Annotated in this window: 19 protein-coding genes; 12 read left to right on the top strand and 7 right to left on the bottom strand. The window is 68.8% G+C overall.

All coding sequences use genetic code 11. The features are described from left to right. Nucleotides 1–5: 5 nt before the first annotated feature. From E0W60_RS02995 to E0W60_RS02985, 3 genes are all read right to left on the bottom strand, one after another. A complete protein-coding gene (locus E0W60_RS02995) occupies nt 6–422 on the bottom strand; it encodes a nuclear transport factor 2 family protein (RefSeq protein WP_135702968.1) in 417 nt (138 codons plus the stop codon). A gap of 143 nt (nt 423–565) precedes the next feature. Continuing rightward, nucleotides 566–2137, bottom strand: coding sequence for a PLP-dependent aminotransferase family protein (locus tag E0W60_RS02990; protein ID WP_135702967.1), 1572 nt, complete (start codon nt 2135–2137; stop codon nt 566–568). Between the two features lie 76 nt (nt 2138–2213). Further along, complete coding sequence (locus E0W60_RS02985; RefSeq protein WP_135702966.1) at nt 2214–3650, bottom strand: amino acid permease; 1437 nt, start codon at nt 3648–3650, stop codon at nt 2214–2216. Between the two features lie 334 nt (nt 3651–3984). Here E0W60_RS02985 and E0W60_RS02980 point away from each other — a divergent pair, with 334 nt between their 5' ends. From E0W60_RS02980 to E0W60_RS02970, 3 genes are read left to right on the top strand one after another with little or no spacing between them, the layout of a single operon-like run. Beyond that, the gene (locus E0W60_RS02980; protein ID WP_135702965.1) at nt 3985–4824 is read left to right on the top strand and encodes an IclR family transcriptional regulator; all 840 of its coding nucleotides are present in this window, start codon (nt 3985–3987) and stop codon (nt 4822–4824) included. Nucleotides 4825–4882: 58 nt separating this feature from the next. Beyond that, nucleotides 4883–5896, top strand: a complete 1014-nt coding sequence (locus E0W60_RS02975) for an AAA family ATPase (RefSeq protein WP_135702964.1) — start codon at nt 4883–4885, stop codon at nt 5894–5896. Continuing rightward, on the top strand, nt 5893–7614 hold the full coding sequence (locus E0W60_RS02970; protein WP_135702963.1) for a cobaltochelatase CobT-related protein: 1722 nt from the start codon (nt 5893–5895) through the stop codon (nt 7612–7614). Before E0W60_RS02975 ends, E0W60_RS02970 begins: the two co-directional genes overlap by 4 nt. A 2-nt stretch (nt 7615–7616) precedes the next feature. On the opposite strand, the gene E0W60_RS02965 is transcribed toward E0W60_RS02970, so the two are convergent. The 4 genes from E0W60_RS02965 to E0W60_RS02950 are packed head-to-tail and all read right to left on the bottom strand — an operon-like array spanning nt 7617 to nt 10208. Then, complete coding sequence (locus tag E0W60_RS02965) at nt 7617–7919, bottom strand: 2Fe-2S iron-sulfur cluster-binding protein (RefSeq protein ID WP_133094312.1); 303 nt, start codon at nt 7917–7919, stop codon at nt 7617–7619. 33 nt (nt 7920–7952) lie between these two features. Beyond that, on the bottom strand, nt 7953–8279 hold the full coding sequence (locus E0W60_RS02960; RefSeq protein WP_135702962.1) for a ferredoxin: 327 nt from the start codon (nt 8277–8279) through the stop codon (nt 7953–7955). 1 nt (nt 8280) lies between these two features. Then, the gene (locus E0W60_RS02955) at nt 8281–8616 is read right to left on the bottom strand and encodes a 2Fe-2S iron-sulfur cluster-binding protein (RefSeq protein WP_135702961.1); all 336 of its coding nucleotides are present in this window, start codon (nt 8614–8616) and stop codon (nt 8281–8283) included. A 53-nt stretch (nt 8617–8669) separates the two neighbouring features. Then, nucleotides 8670–10208: a hypothetical protein gene (locus E0W60_RS02950; protein WP_133094315.1), complete on the bottom strand. Its 1539-nt coding sequence runs from the start codon at nt 10206–10208 to the stop codon at nt 8670–8672. Between the two features lie 372 nt (nt 10209–10580). Here E0W60_RS02950 and E0W60_RS02945 point away from each other — a divergent pair, with 372 nt between their 5' ends. The 9 genes from E0W60_RS02945 (at nt 10581) to E0W60_RS02910 (ending at nt 19114) form a co-directional block, all read left to right on the top strand. Continuing rightward, nucleotides 10581–11336 carry a sulfite exporter TauE/SafE family protein gene (locus tag E0W60_RS02945; protein ID WP_371703797.1) on the top strand — a complete coding sequence of 252 codons (756 nt, stop codon included), beginning with the start codon at nt 10581–10583 and terminating at the stop codon, nt 11334–11336. A gap of 60 nt (nt 11337–11396) precedes the next feature. Then, on the top strand, nt 11397–12329 hold the full coding sequence (locus E0W60_RS02940; protein ID WP_133094316.1) for an ornithine cyclodeaminase family protein: 933 nt from the start codon (nt 11397–11399) through the stop codon (nt 12327–12329). Between the two features lie 177 nt (nt 12330–12506). Beyond that, nucleotides 12507–13238 carry a TenA family transcriptional regulator gene (locus tag E0W60_RS02935; RefSeq protein ID WP_133094317.1) on the top strand — a complete coding sequence of 244 codons (732 nt, stop codon included), beginning with the start codon at nt 12507–12509 and terminating at the stop codon, nt 13236–13238. A gap of 25 nt (nt 13239–13263) precedes the next feature. Beyond that, nucleotides 13264–14709 carry an aldehyde dehydrogenase family protein gene (locus tag E0W60_RS02930; RefSeq protein WP_135702960.1) on the top strand — a complete coding sequence of 482 codons (1446 nt, stop codon included), beginning with the start codon at nt 13264–13266 and terminating at the stop codon, nt 14707–14709. Between the two features lie 27 nt (nt 14710–14736). Continuing rightward, nucleotides 14737–15216: a GlcG/HbpS family heme-binding protein gene (locus E0W60_RS02925; RefSeq protein WP_013953475.1), complete on the top strand. Its 480-nt coding sequence runs from the start codon at nt 14737–14739 to the stop codon at nt 15214–15216. A gap of 27 nt (nt 15217–15243) precedes the next feature. Further along, entirely contained in the window at nt 15244–16245 is a 1002-nt protein-coding gene (locus E0W60_RS02920; protein WP_133094319.1) for a 2Fe-2S iron-sulfur cluster-binding protein, read from the top strand. Between the two features lie 70 nt (nt 16246–16315). Further along, nucleotides 16316–17023 carry a GntR family transcriptional regulator gene (locus tag E0W60_RS02915; RefSeq protein WP_135702959.1) on the top strand — a complete coding sequence of 236 codons (708 nt, stop codon included), beginning with the start codon at nt 16316–16318 and terminating at the stop codon, nt 17021–17023. 172 nt (nt 17024–17195) lie between these two features. After that, nucleotides 17196–17372, top strand: coding sequence for a hypothetical protein (locus tag E0W60_RS36940; RefSeq protein WP_165971459.1), 177 nt, complete (start codon nt 17196–17198; stop codon nt 17370–17372). Nucleotides 17373–17620: 248 nt separating this feature from the next. Beyond that, entirely contained in the window at nt 17621–19114 is a 1494-nt protein-coding gene (locus tag E0W60_RS02910; RefSeq protein ID WP_135702958.1) for an amidase, read from the top strand. Nucleotides 19115–19131: the final 17 nt, after the last annotated feature.

Genomic DNA, 19131 nt, shown 5'->3' with positions numbered 1-19131 from the left:
TGCGTTCAGGCTTGCGCTGCCACTACGGGCGCAACCACGGGCGGGCGGTCCTTGCGGTAGGCGTTCTTCACGGCGATCTTGCCGTCGCGGAAGGTGAAGACGTCGACCATGCGCGCCTCGATGCGGGCGCCGTCGGCGCGGGTGCCTTTGAAGGTGGATTCGCTGACGCCGCGGTCGCCCACGACGAAATGCTCGCCATCGACCCATTGCGCGTCGGGGAAGGTCTGCCAGGCGAGCTGGAAGCCTTCGCGCACGGCGTCGCGGCCGATAAAGCTGCGGCCGAGCAGTTCGCTGCCGGCCACGCCGTGGAAGGCGCAGTCATCGGCCATGAAGCCCATCAGGGCGTCGAGGTCATGGCGGTTCCAGGCGTCATTGAAGGCTTGCAGCAGTTCGATGCCGGCGGCGGTGTTGCGATCGGACATGTCTTGGTCTCCTGAGTGTTGTCCACCGGTCCGCGCAAGAAGGCGCTGCGGTAACCGGCCATGACTCGAGGATAGGGAAGCCGGCCGCGGCGCTGTAGCGCCAGTTCGGGACAATCGCTTGGGCCAGCCGGAGCGGGTCCGTTTCAGGCCGCCGGGCGGGCGCGGGACGTGACGGTGGCGTCCGCTACGGCTGCGCCGGCGCCGCCGGGGGTGGCCTGCAGTTCACGCGCGACACCCGCCAGCACGCGGATGCCGGGCTCGATGCGGTCCAGCGAGATCGAGGAGTAGCCCAGCCGGAACACGTTGCGAGGCGCCGGCTCCTCCATGAAGAAGACGCTGCCGGGCTCGATCAGCACGCCCTGCAGCTCGGCCAGCCGCGCGAGCGCGTTGGCGTCGAGCCAGGGCGGCCCTTCGATCCAGCAGGACGCGCCGCCGGCGATCGGCACCGGACGGAAATCGGGCATATGCGTGGCCAGCGCCGCCAGCACCGCCTCGGCGCGCTCGCGGTGCGCCGCCGACAGGCGCCGCAGGTGCGCGTCATAGTGGCCCAGCGACAGGAACAGCGAGAACGCGCGCTGGATATACGCCGAAGGGTGCCGCAGCATCAGCCGCCGCGCCGCGCGCAGCTCGGCGATCAGCGGCGCCGGCCCGACCACATAGCCGATGCGCAGCCCCGGCGCCAGGCTCTTGGACAGGCTGCCGACGTAGATCACGCGATTGCTGCGGTCCAGGCTCTTGAGCGTGGGCGTGGGGTCGCCCTCGAAGCGGCTCTCGCTTTCGTAGTCGTCCTCGATCAGCACGAAGTCCGCTTCCTCGGCCTGGCGCAGCAGCGCCTGCCGGCGCGCCAGCGGCATGGTCACGGTGGTGGGGCACTGGTGGCTGGGCGTGACATAGACGTAGTCGCACGCGCGCTGCGCGTCGGACAGCACCAGTCCGTCGCCATCGACCGCCAGCGGTACCAGGTGCGAGGTATGCGAGCCGAAGATATTGCGCGCATCCGGATAGCCGGGATCTTCGATGCCGACCGGCGTATCGGGGCTGACCAGCAGGTCGGCCAGCAGGTACAGCGCCTGCTGCGCGCCCACGGTGACCACGATCTCGTCGGCGCCGGCCCAGACGCCGCGGCGCGGCAGCACGCGGGTGCGGATCTGCTGCACCAGCGACTCGTCGTCGCGCAGGATCATGTCCTGGGCCCAGTCGTGGATGTCGAGCACGCTGAGCGCCTTCAGGCAGCATTCGCGCCAGTCGGCAGTGGGGAACAGCGTGGGGTCGTACTGGCCGTAGATGAACGGGTACGGGTAGTCGCGCCAGTTGGCGCGCTTGACGATATTGCGCTGCTGCGTGGGGCGGAACACGAAGCGCCGCTCCCAGTCCGGTTCGCCGCCGCGCGCCGGCACCGGCTCGCCGCGCAGCGAGGCTACGCCGCTGACGCGCGTGCCAAGGATCCCGGGATTGACGAAATAGCCGCTGCGTTCGCGCGCCACCAGGTAGCCTTCATCGACCAGCTGCTGGTACGCCAGCACCACGGTGTTGCGCGCCACGCGCAGCTGCGCGGACAGCTCGCGGCTGCTCGGCAGCGGTTCGCCCTGCGGCAGCTGCTCGTCGAGGATCGCCGACACCAGCATCTGGCGGATCTTGCCCTGCAGGCTCAGTCCGGACAGGGCGTGCTGCTGGAACAGCTGGAACCACATGGTGGCGGGAGACTTGAGGCTCATGGTGCGGGGGCAATAACAACGACACTGCAAACGACACAGCGCGCCAGCTTACTGCACTGGCGCGCCGCGTGGCACATCAATACTTGTGAAGATCGGGCCTTGGCATCTCGGCCAGCGGGACTACCGGCTCCGCGCCACGGCGAAACAGTTGCCGCGCACCGTAGGCAATCAGCAGGATCAGCAGGCTGATGACCCCCAGCGCAAGCGGCGTGCGCTGGTCGGGGATAAAGGCCATGGCGATCACGATGCCCAGCATGCCCAGGATCGCGACATAGGTGAGATACGGGAAGCACCACATGCGCACGCGCAGCAGGCCCGGCGCCTCGCGTTCCAGCCGCGAGCGCAGGCGCAGCTGCGAGATCGCGATCAGGATGTAGACGAAGATGGCGACGGTGCCGTACGAGTTGACCAGGAAGGCGAACACCGTATCGGGCGAGACATAGGACATCACCACCGCGCCGTAGCCGAACAGCGTGGCCACCAGGATGGCGCGCACCGGCACGCCGTTGCGGCTGACGCGGGCCAGCGACTGCGGCGCATCGCCGCGGCGGGTCAGCGCGAACAGCATGCGCGACGAAGCGTACAGGCCGGAGTTGAGCGCCGACAGCACCGCGGTCAGCACGATCGCGTTCATGATCTGCGCGGCGGCGGGAACGCCCATCACGTTCAGCGCGCTGACGTACGGCGTGGCGATGCTGTTGGAGTTCCACGGCACCAGGCATACCACTAGCAGGATCGAGCCGACATAGAACACCAGCACGCGCGTGATCACCGAGCTGGTGGCCTTGGCCACCGCCTTCTGCGGCTCGGCGGTCTCGGCGGCGGCGATGGTGACGATCTCGGCGCCGAAGTAGAAGCCGGTGGCCGCGACCGCGCCGGTCAGCACCGGCACGATGCCGTTCGGCATGAAGCCGCCGTTGGCGGTCAGGTTGGCCACCTGCATGCCGTGGGCGCCGGGAGCGAGACCCAGCACGTACACGCCTGCGACGAACAGGAACACGATGATTGCCGCGACCTTGATCGAGGCGAACCAGAATTCGAACTCGCCGAACGACTTGACCGACACCAGGTTGGTCAGCGTCAGCATCACCAGCAGCACCAGGCTGATGATCCAGTTGGGCACGTCCGGCAGCCAGTAGCGCACCAGGTCGGCGCCGGCGACGGCTTCGAGCGCCACCACGATGACCCAGAAGTACCAGTACATCCAGCCGGTCAGGAAGCCGGCGAGGTTGCCCACCCTGGGGCGGTCGCGCCAGGCTTCGCGCGCATACTCGTAGAAGCCGCCTGTGCCGGGCAGCGCGCACGCCATCTCGCCCAGCATGCGCATGACCAGCACGACCAGCAGGCCGGTGATCAGGAAGGAAAGGACCGCGCCGGGGCCGGCCGACTTGATGACGACGCCGCTGCCGACAAAAAGGCCGGCGCCGATCACGCCGCCAAGCGCGATCATGGTCATGTGGCGTTGCTTGAGGCCGTGGGATAGTCCGTTGCCGGACTCGGGTTGTTGGATCATGGTGTGTCTCCTGTGCTGCGCGTGCTGCCGGTGCTACTTGCAGCCAGACCAGCGTTTTTGGCAGGCGCCACGGCTTCTCTTCTGTATAGGTGGCGGCGCGGGAAACGCCAGCCGGGGCCGTGGTCGGTTCAGTGTTTGCAATCCCGGGTACGGGATGCTTATCCGTCCATGTCGACTAGTCTCCGGTGTCTACTTAAAAATCCGGAACCAGTTGTTCCGAAAACTTATTGTTTCACCGAAATGTAGGCCCTCCTCGGCGGAAGGTCAACCAGAAGTTTCGATAATTGATATGATTTGACTCTGAAAATGAAACTTACCTATGATGGAGCCAGGCATGAACGATATGCGCTTCGCCAAAAGTGACGCCAAGCCCGACGGAGACACGCCGGCACTGCGTTTGTTCGGCCTGCTCGAAGTCATCGCGGAGAAGGACCAGTCCTTCAACCTGCAGGCGCTGGTGGAAGAAACCGGCCTGCCCAAGCCAACGCTGCACCGCATGCTGCAGCAGCTCGAGGCGGCGGGGCTGATCCAGCGCAACGGCGACGGGCGGCAATACGGCACCGGCCTGCGGCTGCGCCGGCTGGCGGAGAACCTGTTGCTCAACAGCACCTCGCACGGCGCGCGCCACATGGTGCTGCGGCGGCTGGTGGAAGAGGTGGGCGAGAGCTGCAACCTGACCGCGTTCTCGGGCGGCGAAGTGCTGTACCTGGACCGCGTGGAAACCGCGGCGCCGCTGCGCTTCTACCTGCATCCGGGCTCGCGCGTGCCGGCGCACTGCTCCGCCACCGGCAAGCTGTTCCTGGCGCAGCTGGCGCCGGCGCAGCGGCAGCGGCTGCTGGCCCATGCGGAGCTGGAGCGGTACACGCAGAACACGCTGACCGACCACGCGCAGCTGGAAGCGGAACTGGAGCGCGTGAAGCGCGACGGCTACGCGCTGGATGACGAGGAGTTCCTGCCCGGGCTGGTCTGCATCGGCGTGCTGGTCCCGGCCGTGGACGGCGGCAAGTCCAACCTCGGGCTGGCGCTGCAGGCCCCGGTCATGCGCGTGGCGCGCGACAAGGTGGTGCAGCTGTTGCCGGCGCTGCAGCGCGCGGCCAGCGCGCTGGCGGCAATCGAGGCCGAAAGCGCCAGCAGCTGGCATGGCGGCGCGGATAGCGCCGAAGAGGACGAATAGCGCGCACGGCGTCACGCGGGGTTGCCCCGCTGGTCGCGGTGCCGATGTGATAGCAGGCATGGCGACCAACGAGGAGCATGAGGTGACGCAAGAGCAGTATGGCAAGCCGGACCGGATGATTCCGGTGCGCGCGGTGTTCGGCATCGATTCCGGCCTGATGGTGCCGGCCTTCAGCCTGCGCGACGACCACGTACCGGAGATCGACCCGGCCTACCGCTTCCACCCGGAGGTGACGCTGGCGATCCTGTCCGGCTTCATGCGCGACCGGCGCGTGATGGTGCAGGGGCTGCATGGCAGCGGCAAGTCCACCCATATCGAGCAGGTGGCGGCGCGGCTCAACTGGCCGTGCGTGCGCGTCAACCTGGACGGGCATATCAGCCGGCTCGACCTGGTCGGCAAGGACGCCATCGTCGTGCGCGACGGGCGCCAGGTGACCGAGTTCCAGGAAGGCATCGTGCCGTGGGCGCTGCAGCGGCCGGTGGCGCTGATCTTCGATGAATACGACGCGGGCCGTCCCGACGTGATGTTCGTGATCCAGCGCATCCTGGAACGCGATGGCAAATTCACGCTGCTCGACCAGAACCGCGTGATCCGGCCGCATCCGTCGTTCCGGCTGTTCGCCACCTCCAATACCGTGGGGCTCGGCAACGTCAACGGGCTCTATCACGGCACCCAGCTGCTCAACCACGCGCAGATCGACCGCTGGAACGTGGTCGCCACGCTGGACTACCTGCCGCACGAGGAAGAGGCGGGCATCGTGCTCGCGCGCGTGCCCGAGCTGGACAACGATGCCGGCCGCGCGCTGGTCGACGCCATGGTGGCCATGGCGGGGCTGACGCGGCGCGGGTTTGCGGCGGGTGACCTGTCGGCGCTGATGTCGCCGCGCACCGTGATCAGCTGGGCCGAGAACTGCCAGATCTTCCGCGATCCGGGCCTGGCGTTCCGGCTGACCTTCCTGAACAAGTGCGACGAGGCCGAGCGGCCGGTGGTGGCGGAGTATTATCAGCGCTGCTTCGGGCAACTGCCCGGTGACCCCGCCGCGGTTGCGGCAGCGTCGGAGTCCGCGCGATGACCACGGCGTCGGCAGCGCAGCAGCTGCGCCGGCGCCAGCGGCAGGACGAACTCTCCGGTGCCGCCGTGCGCGCGCTGACCGGCGACGCGGCGCTGCATTTCCGCGACGGCCAGCTCTGGCGCGCGATGCGGCCGGTGCCGCAGCATGCGCCGCACCTGCGCACCGATCCGGGCACTGACACGGCTGCCTGCCTGCGCGGCGCCGCCGACGGCGCGGCACTGCGGCAGGCGCATTCCGATGCCGCGCTGCACCGCAGCCTCTGCCCCGCCGATCCGGTCGAGCGCCTGCTCTTCGAGCTGCTCGAGCAGCTGCGCTGCGAGACCCACCTGCCGCGCGGCATGGCCGGCGTGGCAGCCAACCTGCGGCACGGCTTCATGGCGTGGTCGCGCGCGTTCCATCGCTCGGGGTTGACCGAGGGCCATCTCGGCATCCTGCTCTACACGGTGGCGCAGGTGGCGTGGTCGCGCCTGAGCGGCGAGCCGGTGCTGGAAGAGACCGAAGACCTGATCGAGGCCACGCGCGCCGCCATCGTTCCCGTGCTGGGCACGGCGCTGGCCGGCCTGCGCGCGCAGCGCCGCGACCAGTCCGCGTTTGCCGTGCATGCGCTGGCGCTGGCGCGTGCCGTCGGGGACATGGTCCGCAGCGAAGCGCCGCGTGCCGGCGAGGACGACGACAACGCCGTTTCATCGGCACGCGCGGGCTTTGCGCTGTGGCTCGATTTCGACGAACCGCCCGCTGAAGCCTTCGCGCTTGCCGACAGCGGCCACAGCCGCGTGCTGGCCGACGCAGCCGATGGCTACCGTATCTTCACCACGCGCTACGACCGCGAAGTGCGCGCCGCCACGCTGGTGCGGCGCGCCTTGCTCGATGAGTACCGCACGCGTCTGGACGCACGCATCGCCCGCGCGGGCGTCAACGTGGCGCGGCTCGCGCGCAAGCTGCGCGCCGCGCTGGCGCAGCCGCGCGTTGATGGCTGGTCCTTCGGCGAGGAAAGCGGCCGCATCGACGGACGCCGGCTGGCGCAACTTGTCAGCTCGCCCGCCGAACGGCGCCTGTTCCGCCGCGAAGCGCACAAGGCGCACGCCGATTGCGTGGTGGGCTTCCTGGTGGATTGCTCGGGATCGATGAAGGCGCGGGCGGAGCCGCTGACTTTGCTGCTCGACCTGCTGGCGCGTGCCCTCGACCAGGCCGGCGTGGCCACGGAGGTGCTGGGCTTCACCACCAACGCCTGGAACGGCGGGCGCGCCCGCGCCGACTGGCTCGCGCGCGGCCGGCCGGCGCACCCCGGCCGGCTCAACGAAACCTGTCACATGGTGTTCAAGGATGCCGCGCGCAGCTGGCGCCGTGCGCGCACCGACATGACTGCCTTGCTCAAGGCCGACCTGTTCCGCGAAGGCATGGACGGCGAGGCGGTGGAGTGGGCCTGCGCCCGGCTCCACGCCACCGGCAAGGCGCGCCGCATCCTGCTGGTGGTGTCCGACGGTAGCCCGATGGACACCGCCACAGGGCTGGCCAACGATGCGTGTTATCTCGACAACCACCTCAAGGCCGTCGTGGCGCGGCATGAGGCGTTGCGTGATGTGGAGGTGCTGGGGCTGGGGGTTGGGCTGGATCTCAGCCCGTATTACCGGCACACGCTGGCGCTGGACCTGACGCAGCCGGTGGACATGGCGATGCTGGACGAGGTGGCGGGGTTGATCGCCGCGCGGCGGCGCTGAATTCAGGCGCGGACTGCCTCCCTGGGCTGCCACGACACCGCGATATCGCCCTCGATGAACGTCTGGCAAGCCAGCCGGAAGCCCCCTGCGAGTTCTTCTTCCGTCAGCAGTTTCTTTTCCTTCGGCTTGACCGCGTCGGTATGCTCGCGGCCTTTGTCGATGCGGCACTTGCAGGTGCCGCACAGGCCGCCGCCGCACTTGAACGGGATGCCGCCCCGCTCGCGCAGCGACACACGCAGCAGGTTGCTGTTCACCGGCGCGCTGACCGTCTTGCCGTGGTTGGTGAGGAAGGTGATCTGGATCATGGCGATGAATGCGTAGCGTGCGTGTGGGAGGCTTCAGGACTGGCCGCCCACGGCGACCGGCGTGGGCACGAGGGCGATGTCCATGCTGCCGAAGCTGGCCAGCTCGCGCAGCGCGGCGCGGGCGGCCTCCAGCGTGGCGTACTTGTCGAGGAACTTGGTCGATATCAGGTTGACGATGCCGGGTGGGGTTTCCTCCTGCACTCGTACCTTGCTTTCGGCTGTATCGGCCGCCAGCTCGGCGATGACGAAGCGTGCAGTGCGCTTGCCATAGAACACGTAGTCGTATGCCTCGACGGCGGTCATGCCGTCGGTGGGCTCGGTGCGGAACTGGCCGGGGCGGCTGGTGAGCAGCACGAACATGTCAGGCTCCCGCGCTTGCCGTGGCGAGGGCGGCGGGGGCCGGCAGGTCGTCCTGGGCCAGCTCGATGTCATGCTCGATCCAGAGCTGGCACGCCAGCCGGTAACCCTGCTCGAGCCGTTCGCCGAGCTGCTTCTTTTCCTTCCAGTTGGGCGGCGGCAGGTGCTCGGCCCCGGCGAGCACGCGGCAGGCGCACTTGGAGCATTTGCCCATGCCGCACTCGTAGCGCAGGTTGGGGTAGGGGAACTGCCGGATGCCGGCGCGGACAACCAGGTTGGTCTGGGGCTTGACCTCGTCGACAAAGGTCTCGCCGAGCTTGTGGAAGGTGACTTTGGGCATCGTCAGGTCTGGGAAAAGTCAGGGAAAACAGCGGTAGCGATGCTTGCGGGCGCCTACGACCACAACACCATCGCCGCCACGGTGGAGCAGCCCAGCCCGATCAGCACCGGGATCAGCAGCGCGCGCACCGCTTCCAGCACCGGCACCCGGGCGAAGCCTGCCACCGCGATCAGCGACGACCACGCCACCAGCGTGCCGCCGCCGGTCCAGACCGCGCCCATCTGGCCCACGGCCGCCAGCGTGGCCGGGTCGAAGCCGACCACCGGCCCCAGCGCGCCGGCCAGCGTGCCGGTCAGCGGCAGGCCCGCGAAACCTGAGCCGTCGATGCCGGTGATCATGCCGACCAGCAGCACGCCGAAGGCGACCAGCACGTGGTTGTCCGGGATCATGTGCTGGTAGGCCTGGATCAGCTCGAACAGCAGGCTCGGCGCCTTGCCCGGCGGCAGGCCGAGGATCTGCGCGGCGGTCTCGCCGGCGCCGACGAAGAAGAAGCCGGCGATCGGCAGCACCGAGCCCATCGCCTTGAAGGCGAAGACGAAGCCGTCGGTGATGTGCTCCGGGCAGACGTCGAGCATGCGGCGCGGGCCTTCGGCCGCCAGCGTCGCCAGCATCATCAGTACCGCCGCGACGCCGCCGACCAGCGCGGCCGCGTCGCCGCCCTTCAGATCCTGCACGCCGGTGCCGAGCTTGGGCAGCACCATCACGGCGACCACCGCGAGGAAGGCAACCGGCGTCACGATGGCAAAGCATTTCGACCACTTCACCCGGCGCCTTGCCACCATCGACAGGCTTGCCTCGATATTGCTGTCGGTGGCAAGCGGTTCGGTGTGGGCGGTGCCCCTGGCGATCTCGGCCTTGTCGAAGGTGATGCCGCCGTCGATCGCTTCGGCGGTGCCGCCCGCCTGCGCCTGCCAGCGGTCGAGCAGGGTGCCGCAAGCCGGCACGATGTGCTTGCGCATCGACAGGTACGCCAGGCACAGCGCGATGCAGCCGGTGATGATCGACAGGGCCAGCGCGCGGTCGGCCACCACCGCGGCGCTGACCGCCGCACCGGCGGCCTTGGCGCTGATGCCCGGCGCGACGCCGATCACATAGTCCGACGACAACGCCATGCCCTGACCGGCAATGGCGATCGCCATCGCGCCCGCCAGCGGCGGCAGCCCCGCCGCGATCGCGGCGGGCAGCAGGATGGCCGAGACCAGCGGCACGGCCGGCGTCGGCCAGAAGAACAGCGAGATGACGTAGGTGATGCCCGCCAGGATAAAGAACGCCGAATGCCCGTTCTTCATCACCACGCGGAAGGGCTCGACCATGCGGATGTCGGAGCGCAGCGTCTTGAGCGCATTGAGCAGCGCCGTCATGAATGCAATCACCAGGAAGATATTGAACAGCTCCTTGGCGGCAACCAGGCTCGCGGAAAACACCCCGCCCAGTGCCGACACCGGGCTGCCGGTCAGCGCAAAGACGACCAGGGCGGTGCCGACGATCGACGGGACAACAACATTGGCGCGCAGGATCATCGTCAGCACGATGACTGCTACCCCTGACAGATAGATCCAGTGCGCGGCACCGATCACGACTTGTTGTGACATGAAGACTCCCTGGGGGCGGAGGGTTTGTGGGGCGGATGCACTGGGCTGCGCTGCACCCGTTTCGGTATACTATATTCCATAGTGTCTTCGCGCCAAGCGATTTCGCATCCGGACTTACGCTTACGCGAGAATGGTGCGGATCGCTCTAAGGCGCACATTTATTGGGAATTCGCCCGCTTTCAAGGTCCTCCCATTGGTGCATCCCATCGGCGGGCCGGTTGCCCGGCGCATCCTCAATATGTAGACTGTATACCGTTATGTATCGATTTCGGCGGGACAATCGAGCCAGATGAGCAGGACGCATGCCCGTTCCCGGGCAATCCGCCCACTCAGCCTGGCCGTCCGGCTATTCCCGCCACTACCGTTTCCGCCATGCCCGATCCGTTGCTCGCGATGCTGCCCGCCGGCCTGTCCGTCCCGGCCTACCTGTCGATGGGACTGCTCATCCTGGCGGGGGCCTGCCTGCAGGGTGTGGGCGGGATCGGCTTTGCCATGCTGTCGGCGCCGCTGGGCGCGATCTTCTTCCCTGACCTCGTGCCGGGGCCGCTGCTGGCGATGGGCTGCTGCCTGTCGCTGATGGGCGCCCTGCGCGAGCGCGAGGCCATCGTCTGGAACATCGCCGGCCTTGCACTGGCCGGCCGTGCGCTGGGCGGCGCCGCGGCGGTGCTGACCATCGCGTGGCTGGCCCCGGGTCCGCTGGCGCTGCTGTTCTCGCTGTCGATCCTCGCCGCCGTGGCGCTGAGCCTGCTCGGCTGGCGCCTGCTGCCTAGCACCCGCAACGTGGTCGTGGCGGGCACCTTGTCTGGCTTCATGGGGACGATCACCTCGGCCGGCGCGCCGCCGTTCGCGCTCGTCATGCAGCACATGGCGCCCGCGCCGTTGCGCGCGACCATGGGCTGCATCCTGTCCGGCGGGGCGGTGCTGTCGCTCGCCATGCTGGCGCTGGCCGGGCGCTTCGGCCTGCCGCAACTGGTGCTGGCGCTGGTGCTGGCGCCGTTCCTGCTGGCCGGTTTCGCGCTGTCCAACCGGCTGCGCGGGCGGGTGTCTCCCACTGCGGTGCGCCGCCTGCTGCTGGGCCTGTGCGCGGCCGGCGCGCTGGGCGTGCTCGGCCGCGCGGCATTTGCCTGATGCCGCCGGGCCCGCGGCGCTTCCGAATTTTTCCAGCTCAACCTAACCAGCGGAGTTTCCATGCAGCACATCACAGACGCGATGATCGATGCCCACGTCACCCCGGAAGATGCCCGGCAGGTCATGGAGGCGGCGTTTTCCAGCTTCGGGCGCGGCGACGCCGCGATGCAGGAGCGCATCCGCACCGAGGCCGGCGGCGTCAAGCTGTCCACGCTGGGGGCGGTGATTCCGCAGCAGGGCGTGGCCGGGGCCAAGGTCTACACCACCATCAACGGCCAGTTTTCCTTTGTCATCCTGATCTTCTCGACCGAAGACGGCCGGCCGCTGGCTTCGTTCGACGCCGGCGCCATCACGCGCCTGCGCACCGCGGCGTGCACCACGCTGGCGGCGCAGCGGCTGGCCCGTCCCGGCGCGCGCACGCTGGCCTTGTTCGGCGCCGGCACGCAGGGCGCCCAGCACGCGCGCCAGCTCGGCGCCACGCTGGGGCTGGAACGCATCCTGGTGTCCGATCCGCATGCGGACGCCGGCATGCCCGAGCGCCTGTCGGCGCTGTGCGGCATCCCGGTGGCGCTGGCCGAGCCCGATGCGGCGGTGGCCGAGGCCGACATCATTGTCACGGCCTCGCGCGCGACCACGCCGCTGTTCGCCGGCACGTCGATCCGGCCGGGCGCCTTCGTGGCCGCCATCGGCTCCAGCCTGCCGCATACGCGCGAACTGGACGACGCCGCGCTGCGCCGCGCCGCCGCGGTCGTGGTGGAGTGGCGGCCGCAATCGACCCGCGAGGCCGGCGATATCGTGCTGGCCGATCCGCAAGCGCTGCCGGCGGACAAGATCGTGGAACTGGCGGACGTCGTGCTCGGCAAGGCGTCGCCAAGGCAGCGCGACGACGACATCGTGATCTACAAGTCGGTCGGCGTGGGGCTGGAAGACGTGGCGCTGGCTGGTTTCGCCTGGTCGCGCATCGCGGGCGGGGCAGAGCGCCGCGCCGCCTGAGCGCCGTCGCTCGCTCCAGCGCCGGGTAAACACCGACGTGATTAGTCAACAGAGCCCTTGTCGTCTCCGATTGACTGTATATAGTATACAAACATGCCGAGGCCGATCCGCCATGCGAGCCGGCCCCGGCATCCAACCCACCGAATCGCCCCGTATCGCCAACCAGGAGCCCCCGTCATGGCCGAACTGATGAACCGCGAAGATTTCCGTGCCGCCCTCGAAGAAGCCATCAAAGGCAAGAGCGCCAACAAGGCGCCGTTCAGCGTAGCCTGGGCCAGCGGCAAGCTGACCCGCGCCCATCTCGCGCGCTGGGCCGAGAACCACTACCACTACGTCGGCCCGTTCGCGGACTACCTGGGCTACATCTACGCCCGCACGCCGGACCGCTATACCGAAGCCAAGGATTTCCTGCTCGCGAACATGTACGAGGAAGAGATCGGCGGCGACCGCCACACCGACCTGCTGATCCGCTTTGCCGAAGCCTGCGGCACCACGCGCGAGCGCGTGACCGACCCGGACAACATGTCGCCCACCACGCGCGGCCTGCAGAGCTGGTGCTATGCGGTGGCCATGCGCGAAGACCCGATCGTGGCGGTGGCCGGCCTGGTGGTGGGGCTGGAATCGCAGGTGCCGTCGATCTACCGCAAGCAGACCCCGACGCTGCGCGACAAGTACCAGTTCACCGACGAAGAGGTCGAGTTCTTCGACCTGCATATCGTCTCGGACGAGATCCACGGCGAGCGCGGCTACCAGATCGTGCTGGAGCACGCCAACACGCCGGAGCTGCAGCAGCGCTGCCTGAAGATCTGCGAGATCGGCGCGCAGATGCGGCTGCTGTACACCACCGCGCTCTATCACGACTACGTCGAGAAAGAACTGCCGCTGCCCGAACTCGACATGGCAGCCTGAGCGCCGCCACGCAACGGGATCGACGATGACCGTATTCCTGAACCATATCGACGGCGAATGGACGGCCTGCCAGTCGGGCCGCACCTTCGACAACGTCAACCCGGCCGACACCGCCGACCTCGTGGGCCGCTTCCAGGCGTCGTCCGCGGTCGACGCGCAGGCGGCCGTGGCGGCCGCGGCGGCAGCCTTTGCCGGCTGGAGAAAGACCCCGGTCGGCAAGCGCGCCGCCATCCTCAACCGCGCGGCGGAGCACCTTGAAGCCAACGCCGACAGCATCGCCGCCGAGCTGACCCGCGAGGAAGGCAAGGCGCTGGCGCTGGCGCGCGACGAGGTGCTGCGCTCGGCCCAGACGCTGCGCTTCTATGCCGTGGAAGCGCAGACCTTCAACGGCGAGGTGTTCCCCAACGACGACCCTGACCAGCTCGTCTACAGCCAGCGCGAGCCGCTGGGCGTGGTGACGGTGATCGCGCCGTGGAATTTCCCGGTATCGATTCCCGCGCGCAAGCTCGCGCCGGCGCTGGTGACCGGCAACACGGTGGTGTTCAAGCCGTCGTCCGAGGCGCCGCTGTCGGGCTACCGGCTGGCCGAGGCGCTGGTCAAGGCCGGGCTGCCCAAGGGCGTGCTGAACTTCATCACCGGCAGCGCCGCCGAGATCGGCGCAACCATCACCGAAGCGCCTGTGGTGCGCGCGATCTCGTTCACCGGGTCGTCGCGCGCCGGCGAGCAGATCCACCGCGCGGCGCCGCTGACCACGCGCACGCAGATGGAACTCGGCGGCAAGAACCCGCTGATCGTGATGGAAGACGCCGACCTGGATCGCGCCGTCGACCTGACCATCAAGGGCGGCTTCTCGCTGTCGGGGCAAGCCTGCACCGGCACCAGCCGCGTGCTGGTGGCCGAATCCATGAAGGCGGCATACACCGAGCGCCTGCTGGCGAAAGTCGCAACGCTCAAGGTCGGCAGCGGCATGACGCCGGGCATGGATCTCGGGCCGCTGGCCTCGGCCAGGCAGCTGGAGACCGTGCTGCGCTATATCGACATCGGCAAGTCCGAGGCGACGCTGCTGTGCGGCGGCACGCGGCTGACCGGCGGCGATCTCGACAAGGGCTATTACGTCGCGCCGACGGTGTTCACCGACGTGACGCAGCAGATGCGGATCGCGCGCGAGGAGATCTTCGGGCCTGTGATCGCCATCATCGGATTTACCGGCTACGCCGACGCCATCGCCAAGGCCAACGATACCGAGTACGGCCTGGCCGCGGCCATCGTCACCAGCAACCCGCGCTACATCCACCACTTCGCCACCGACATCGAGGCGGGCACGGTCAAGATCAACCGCACCACCACGGGCAACCTGGTCAACGCGCCGTTCGGCGGGGTCAAGAGGTCTAGCACCTCGACCTTCCGCGAGTCGGGCCGCACCGGGCTGGAATTCTATACGCAGGTCAAGACGGTCTACCGGGGCGCCTGAGCCCGGCCGCCGCAAGGAGTCTTACCGATGAAGAAAGCCATCAAGCTGGAACTGCGCGAAGCGCGCCACATGGTTGCCGCCGCGATCCGGCGCTCGGAGGAAATCGGCGTGCTGGAGTCGATCTGCGTGGTCGACGAGGGCGGCTACCCGCTCGCGCTCGAACGCATGGACGGTGCCCGCATCACCGGGCCGCAGATCGCGTGGAACAAGGCGTTCACCGCCGCGGGCCACAAGCGCTCCACCCACCTGTTCACCACGCCGCCGAACGGGCCGGCGCTGCCTGGCAACGAGGCCTTCGGCATCCAGTGGAGCTTCGAAGGCAAGTTCGCGGCGTTCGTCGGCGGCTTCCCGATCGTGGTCAACGACGAGGTGATCGGCGGCATCGGCCTGTCGGGCGGCAACGGCGAGCAGGACACGCAGGCAGGGCTGGCGGCGCTGCAGGCACTGGCCGAACTGCTGGCGCCGCAGGACCTGAAGGTGCTGGTGCAGGCCGATATCAAGAAGTAAGTACAAGTTCGTCTTAGCGGAGGTTCCATGTCGTACCGCATCCAGATCGCCGATACGCAGCAGGTCTTTTTCGTCGAGCGCGGCGAGACGCTGCTGCAGGCCGCGCAGCGCGCCAGCATCGCCTTGCCGCACGACTGCCAGCTGGGCGGCTGCGGCACCTGCCGCATCCGCCTGTTCGACGGGCAGGTGCGCTACGACGAGGAGCCGTTCGGCCTCGCGCCGGACGAGGCTGCCGCCGGTTACGCGCTCGCTTGCCAGGCACAGCCGCTGGCCGACCTCGTCATCGGCACCGCACGTGAGGGCGAGGCCTGCGCCGAGCCCGCGCGGCACCGCGCGGTGGTGCAGGCGGTGCGCCCGCTGTCGGCGGACGTCATGCACGTCGAACTGGAGGTGCCGGACGCGGGCACGCTGGACTATCGCCCCGGCCAATACCTGAAGCTGGTGAGTACCGACGGGCTCGCGCGCAGCTTTTCGATGGCGTCGGTGCCGCGGGACGGGCGGGTCGACCTGCACGTGCGGCGCATTCCGGGCGGCGCCTTTACCGACGGCATCCTGCCGCGCATGCGGGCTGGCGATGCAATCGACGTCGAACTGCCGCTCGGCAACTTCTTCTACCGGTCCCGCGACTACCGGCCGCTGCTGATGGTGGCCACCGGCACCGGGCTGGCGCCGATCAAGGCGATCCTGGAATCGCTGATGGGCGATCCCGACTGCCCGCCGGTGTCGCTGTACTGGGGCATGCGCCAGCCGCACGACCTGTACCTGCACGACGCCATCCCCGCGTGGGGCGAACGGCTCTATGACTTCCAGTACGTCCCGGTGCTGTCGCGCGCCGGGACGGACTGGCAGGGCAGGCGCGGCTATGTGCACGACGCGGCGCTGGCCGACCTGGGCGACCTGAGCGAGCACGCCATCTACCTGTGCGGCTCGCCCGACATGATCCGTGACGCCCGTGCCGCTTTCCTGGCGCACGGAGCCAGTCCTGACCACCTCTACGCGGACAGCTTTACCTTCCAGCACCTTTGTTAAGACATGACGGTATGCAAGGATGGCTGGTATACAATGACGCCAGCCTTTCCGCCTACGCCTCTGCCGACCCATGTCCCTCACTCCGTCTCCCGCCGCGCCCGCCGAGCCGCTGAGCCTCGGTGCCAGCCACTCGCCGCTGTTTGCCCTTGTCACCGACAAGGTGCGCGAAGGCATCCTGAACGGCAAGTACGCGCCGGGCGAGCGGCTGGTGGAAAACAAGCTGTCGGCGGAACTGGGCGTATCGCGCATTCCCGTGCGCGAGGCGCTGCGCGCGCTGGCCAGCGAGGGCCTGGTGCTGATCGAGCCGCGCCGCGGCGCCACGGTGGCGAGCCTGTCGCCGGTGATCGCGCGCGAGATGGTGGAGGTGCGCGCCACGCTGGAAGGCCTCAACGCCAAGCTCGCCGCGCAGCGGCGCGACCCGGCGCTGGTGGCGGAACTGGAAACGGTGCTGCGCCAGGGCATGGAGGCCGCCGCGCAGGGCCGCGCGGATGAACTGCTGGCGCTCAATACCCGCTTTCATGAGGTGCTCGGCACCATCGCCGCGAACAGCGTGCTGCAGGAGATGATGCGCTCGCTGCGCGAGCGCACCGCCGTGCTGTTCGGCCCCGCCAACGTGGTGCGCGCGCGCCAGAACTGGGACGAGCACGCCCAGATCCTGCAGGCCGTGATCGCCGGCGACGCCGACCTTGCCGCGCTGCTGGCCGCGCGCCATGTCTACAGCGCCGCCAAGGCGGCCGACCTGCCGGTGGGCGGGCAGGGCGCGGCGCAGGCGGCCTGAGCGAAGGCTGCGGCCCCTGGCTGTCATCCGCTGCCGGCCGGTATTTTCCCAATCCGCGTGGCGATTGCTATTTCCGTTGCATGCCCCGCAACAGGGCGTTGCATGCCCGCGCATGACGCACTGCATCAAGAATGTGTATACTGTAGTCATTCAAGGTCAATTGGGATTTACCATGCAGTCGCCCGAGCAACGCTATCTGTCGCAACCCGTAGGTCAGCAACTGCTGCACCACCTTGCCGCGCGCGACGCCGTGCGCCATGCCTCGCCGCTGGTGCCGCTGCGCCTGCGCGATATCGGCCGCTTCCTGCAGGCGCTGGGCGGCCGCGCGCCCCGGCGCGGCCATTGCTGATCCAGCCTGAGTGAGCGGGCGGCGCATCGCGCCGCTCGTGGCCGTCGCTTCCCTTCTGGCACGCGTTCTGCGTGCCGCACTTCCCCCGATAGTCCATCCCCTGGCGCTTGCCATCCGTGGTGCCCGCGCGCACATTCGCCTTGCACTGCGCGCAAAACGGAATATAGTATACCAACGCAAGCAGTCCCTGAGCCCCTGATAATGCCCCCACCCGTGCCGAGCCGCGCGGATCACGACAAGGAGCCGATGTGAACCTGCCCGACTGGACGACCGGCGGCTTTCCGCCGCTATGGGAGGTGGCACAACGGCTCGCCGGCGGCACGGTTACATCGGAGGAACTTGTCGACGCCTGCGAGGCGGCCTGGCAGCGATGGCACGGCGTCATCAATGCGCTGGTGCTGCCGGATTTCAGCGCCGCGCGCGCCGCGGCACGCGACAGCGACCGGCGCCGCCGCGCCGGGCAGGCGCGCGGCGTCCTCGACGGCGTGCCGTTCTCGGTCAAGGAATCGTTCGACGTCGCCGGCTGGCCGACCACCTGCGGCAATCCCGCCTTGCGCGGGCACGTCGCCCAGCGGGATGCCGTGGTGGTGCAACGGCTGCGCGATGCCGGCGCGGTCCTGCTCGGCAAGACCAACGTCCCGCTCGGGCTGCGCGACTGGCAGAGCTACAACGCCATCTATGGCACGACCCGCAATCCGCACGATCCGTCGCGCACGCCGGGCGGCTCGTCCGGCGGTAGCGCGGCGGCGGTGTGCGCGGGTTTGTCGTTCTTCGATGTGGGTTCCGACATCGGTTCCTCGCTGCGCAACCCGGCGCACTACTGCGGCATCTTCTCGCTCAAGCCTAGTCACGGGCTGGTGCCACTGGCAGGCCACGGCACCGGCGCGGCGCGTTTCGGCGAGCAGGACATCAATGTCGCCGGCCCGCTGGCCCGCAGCGCTCGCGACCTGGAACTGGTGCTGCGCGCGATCGCCGGACCGGCCGGTGACGAGGCATTGCCATACCGCTTGCAGTTGCCGGAATGCCCGCACTGCACGCTCGCGGATTTCCGCGTTGCCGTCCTGCCCACCCATGCCCAGGCGGAAGCCGACACCGAGGTTGCAACGCAGATCGAACAGCTGGGTCACTGGCTGTCCGGCAAGGGCGCCCGCGTCGACTGGCATGTGCGGCCGGACTTCGACGCCGGCGAGCTCTGGCATGTCTACGTGACGCTGTTGCGCGCCACCACCTCTGTGCACATGGACGACGCCGCGTTTGCCGATGCGCTGGCGCGCAGCGCCACCGCCGCGGCGGGCGACCATGGCTATGCAACCCTGCAGTACACCGGCGCGACGCTGGGCCACCGCGACTGGTTGCGCCTGCAGGTCGCGCGCGAGCGCTTTGCCGCCGCCTGGCGCCGCTTCTTTACCGGCTACGACGTGCTGCTATGCCCGGCCGCGGCCACCACGGCATTTGCCATCGACGAGGCCGGAGAGCCCTGGCAGCGGACCATCAGCGTCAACGGCCGCCCGCAGCCGATGACCACGCAACTGTTCTGGGCCGGCCATTCCGGGCTGTGCGGCCTGCCTTCGGCCGTTGCGCCGATCACACCGATCGCACCAATGGGGCCAGGCGCCAGCGGCCTGCCGGTCGGCGTGCAGATCGTCGCCGGCCGCTACCAGGATCTCACCGCCTTGCGTTTTGCCAGCCTGCTGGAGGAAGCGGGCCATGCCTGCCGGCCGCCGCCGCGGCCAGCCGCCTGACCGGCGGACCACCACCA

It is taken from the genome of Cupriavidus oxalaticus (assembly GCF_004768545.1).
GTDB lineage: Bacteria > Pseudomonadota > Gammaproteobacteria > Burkholderiales > Burkholderiaceae > Cupriavidus > Cupriavidus oxalaticus_A.
Note: the sequence above shows the minus strand (reverse complement) of the source record. Positions and strands in the feature narration are given on the sequence as shown.